A 3,451-nucleotide genomic window follows, 5' to 3' on the forward strand; every position below is an offset into this window, starting at 1 on the left:
CGCATTGCGCGCGATGATGGCGGCGAGCGCCATCGCACGCGCGACCTGCTCGCCCGCCGGCACGACCTCCTGAACGAGACCGATCGCGTGGGCCCGCTCGGCCGAAAACTCGTCGCACAGGAACAGATGGTACATCGCATCACCCCAGCCGGCGCGCGACAGGAAACGGAAATGAGCGCCGCCAAGTGGCGCAATGCCGCGCCTGGATTCCATCTGGCAGAAGCGTGAATCCGCTGCGGCCACCACGATATCACCGGCAAGCATCAGCTCGATGCCAACGGTGAAAACGATGCCCTGCACGGCGGTGATAACAGGCTTGCGACAGCGCTTGGCAAGGCCGAACGGATCGACATTGCCTTCCCTGATATTGCGCTTCTCCGCGGAGGGCCCGAAGAATTTCGGCATGTCGAGACCGGCGGTGAAATCCCTGCCCTCGGCGCAGATCACGCCGACGCGATAGGCCTCGTTGTCGTGCAGTTCGGTCAGCGCATCGGACAATTGCTCCATCATCGCCGGCGTGAACGCGTTCTTCTTCGCGGCATTGTCGATGATGATCGTGAGAACGTGGCCGTGCACCTCGGTACGAATTTGTCCCTCGCTCATGCGCTTCTCCCCGTGATCGGTCGTTGGTGTTGGTGGCATGTCAGGCCGGCGGTTGAATCGCCGCGCGGATCGCCTTGATCCGCTCCGGCGTGAACACGCCGGTCTCGAGCAGTTGGAGGATCGAGAGCACGCCGCCCCGCGATCCCCAGCTTCCCTCGTCGATGATCTCGAAATTGACCCACCAGGTCGGCGCCGGCGTCTGCATTCCGCAGGCCTCCGCGAGCCGGGCGAGCACGTTGCGGATCACCTCGGCGCGCACCTCTGCCGGCCATGCCGCGTTCATCACCGCGATCCTGACGGTGATGATGTCGCGCGGGGTGTCCTGATCGGACAGGAGCTGGCCGCCGATCGCCATGCAGTCGGCCGACAGTTCGCGGAAATGGACCTGAAAGCCCATTCGCGCAGCCGGCACGTGCTGGCCGATCTCGGGCTCGAGCACGGCGTCGGTCAGGGTTTCCGCGAGGCAGCGGCGCTGCGTCAGGCTGAGCCGGCCGGCGGGCGCGGTCACGGTGATGATCGTCAAGGGCCGTCCCTCCAGAATTATGACACTCGTCATATTCCAGTCCCTCTTGCTTATGTCAAGCGTCATAGCCTAGATCGGACACCAACCATGGAACCGCCGATGACCTCCAGCACGCGCGACAAGATGATCGCCGGCGCCGCCGATCTGATGAGCCGGCGGGGCGTCAATGCCACCAGCATGCGCGACGTCGTTCGCCACACTGCGACGCCGCGCGGCTCGATCGGTCACCACTTTCCGGACGGCAAGCGGCAATTGATCTCCGAAGCCGTGACCTTCGCCGGCAAGGAGGTGTCCACTCCCCTGGAGAAGGCCATGAACGACCGCGGGGTGATCGGCGGCTTGCGGGCCTTTGTTGCGTCCTGGCGCCGCCGGCTGGAGGCGACCGGCTTCGAGGCTGGATGCCCGGTGCTCGCCGTCGCCGTCGATCGCTATATCGGCGAGGCCTCCGACAAGGATGATGAGGCGGCGCAGCAGCATCTGCTCGACCTCGCTAACGGCGTGTTCGTCGAGTGGAGGCTGATCATACGCGCAGCCTTGCTGCGTGAAGGGCTGGCTGCAGAACGCGCGGAGCGGCTTGCAACGCTCGTCGTCGCCGCGATCGAAGGCACGGTCGCGATGTGCCGGGCAAACCGCAGCGCGGACGCGCTCGATCTGGTTCAAGAAGAGCTGGAGACGGTGCTGTCCGACGCCCTCGCCCACGCAGCCGGATAAATGGGCGCCGGTCGATCGCAGCGGGACCAGCGGCAGAGAGCGTAAACCCCGGATTAACATCGCCTGCCTATCTTCCGTGCAAAGTCTCCTCCCGCGCCAATTGCCGGACAGATCATGAAAATCGGTACGCTCCTGACCTCCGCCATCGTCTCGCTCTCGACCGTGGGCGGCGGCCTCGCCGTCTACGTCGCCGTGACGAAGTACCAGACGATGGAGCGGATCACGGAAGCGGAGGGTCGGCTCGCGATCGTTCGCGCCGTCAGCGACATCCCGCGCTACCTCAATCCGGAGCGCGGCTTCTCCACCAACATCCTCTACGGCCCGGCCACCATCGACCCGGCGCAGCTCGCCGGACAGGACAAGCTGCGGAAACAGACCGACGGCGCCCGCGACAAGATGAACGCACTGCGCAAGCAGCTGCCCGGCTCCCTCGACGACGGCAACACCATCGGCGGCAACATCGACGGCATCAATTCGAAATTCACGGCGTTGCGCGAGGCCATCGACAAGGCGCTCGCAGGGCCCGCCGAGGCGCGCAAGGACGCCGCCAAGAAGATCGTCGCCGACAACGCCGTGCTCAACAGCAGCGTGACCGCACTGCTCAACGAGCAGGTCCGCCGCATGGCGATCCTGAATGGTGACGCCTACCGGCAGGCCAGCTACGCCAACACGGCGATGACGTTGCGCGACGTCGGAGGTTTCAACTCCAGCCTGCACAAGAACCTCGTCGGCGGCAACAAGCCGGCGACCGACGCCGAGAAGGCCGACATCGGCCGCTCGCAGGGCCGCAACGACCAGCTCGTGATGGCGCTGCTGGAATTGCGCGGCAATCCGGCAACTCCGGCGAACGTCGCCGCAGCGCTGGAGAAATTCAATTCGATCTATGTCGAGGAGTTCGGCCGCGAGCTCAAGCTCGTCAAGGACGGAGCGATCAGCGGCAAGTACGAACACGACATGGAGACCTATTACGCCGCCACGCAGCGCGGCCTCAACACCATCATCGAGGTCCGCGACGCCTTCTACGACAACGCCGAACAGATTCTCGCCGGCGCCTCTTCGGCCGCGCGCACCAGCTTCAGCATCGCGCTTGCAGGACTTGCCGCCGTGTTGATCGCGAGCGTCGGCCTCATCGTGATGGTTCGCCGCCGTGTCTGCGCTCCGATCGTCAACCTGACGACGCGGATGTCGCGGCTTGCCGAGGGCGAGGTTGCGGACAGCATCCCCGGCGCCGAGCGCTCCGACGAGATCGGGGCGATGGCTGCGGCCGTTCAGGTCTTCAAGGACAACATGATCCGGGCCGACCGGCTCGCGGCCGAGAAGCAGGCCGAGAACGACGGCAAGATGCGCCGTGCACAGGCGCTCGACGAGCTCACCCGCGCGTTCGAGGCCAAGGTCACCGAGCTCGTTGGCGGCCTGTCGCGCGCCTCCTCGACCATGGAAAGCACTGCGCAGTCGATGACCTCGACGGCGGCCCAGACCAACAGCCAGGCCGCGGTCGTCGCCGCCGCCTCCGAGCAGACCTCGACCAATGTGCAGACCGTCGCCAGCGCCACCGAAGAGCTGACCTCCTCGATCTCGGAGATCGGCCGTCAGGTCGCACAAAGCACGGAGATC

4 protein-coding genes are annotated in these 3,451 nt (G+C 65.6%); 2 read left to right on the forward strand and 2 right to left on the reverse strand.

Annotation, left to right across the window (positions count from 1 at the left end):
• Positions 1 to 603: crotonase/enoyl-CoA hydratase family protein (locus MOV75_RS31490; protein WP_247007266.1), on the reverse strand; the 603-nt coding region annotated here is incomplete at its 3' end.
• 40 nt (positions 604 to 643) lie between these two features.
• A complete protein-coding gene (locus tag MOV75_RS31495; protein ID WP_247007268.1) occupies positions 644 to 1,126 on the reverse strand; it encodes a tautomerase enzyme in 483 nt (160 codons plus the stop codon).
• A gap of 99 nt (positions 1,127 to 1,225) precedes the next feature.
• Here MOV75_RS31495 and MOV75_RS31500 point away from each other — a divergent pair, with 99 nt between their 5' ends.
• A complete protein-coding gene (locus tag MOV75_RS31500; RefSeq protein ID WP_246924829.1) occupies positions 1,226 to 1,837 on the forward strand; it encodes a TetR/AcrR family transcriptional regulator in 612 nt (203 codons plus the stop codon).
• A gap of 114 nt (positions 1,838 to 1,951) precedes the next feature.
• The coding region (locus MOV75_RS31505; protein ID WP_247007270.1) for a methyl-accepting chemotaxis protein at positions 1,952 to 3,451 on the forward strand (1,500 nt) is incomplete at its 3' end.

It is taken from the genome of Bradyrhizobium sp. PRIMUS42 (genome assembly GCF_023006515.1).
In the GTDB taxonomy this organism is placed as follows: Bacteria; Pseudomonadota; Alphaproteobacteria; order Rhizobiales; family Xanthobacteraceae; genus Bradyrhizobium.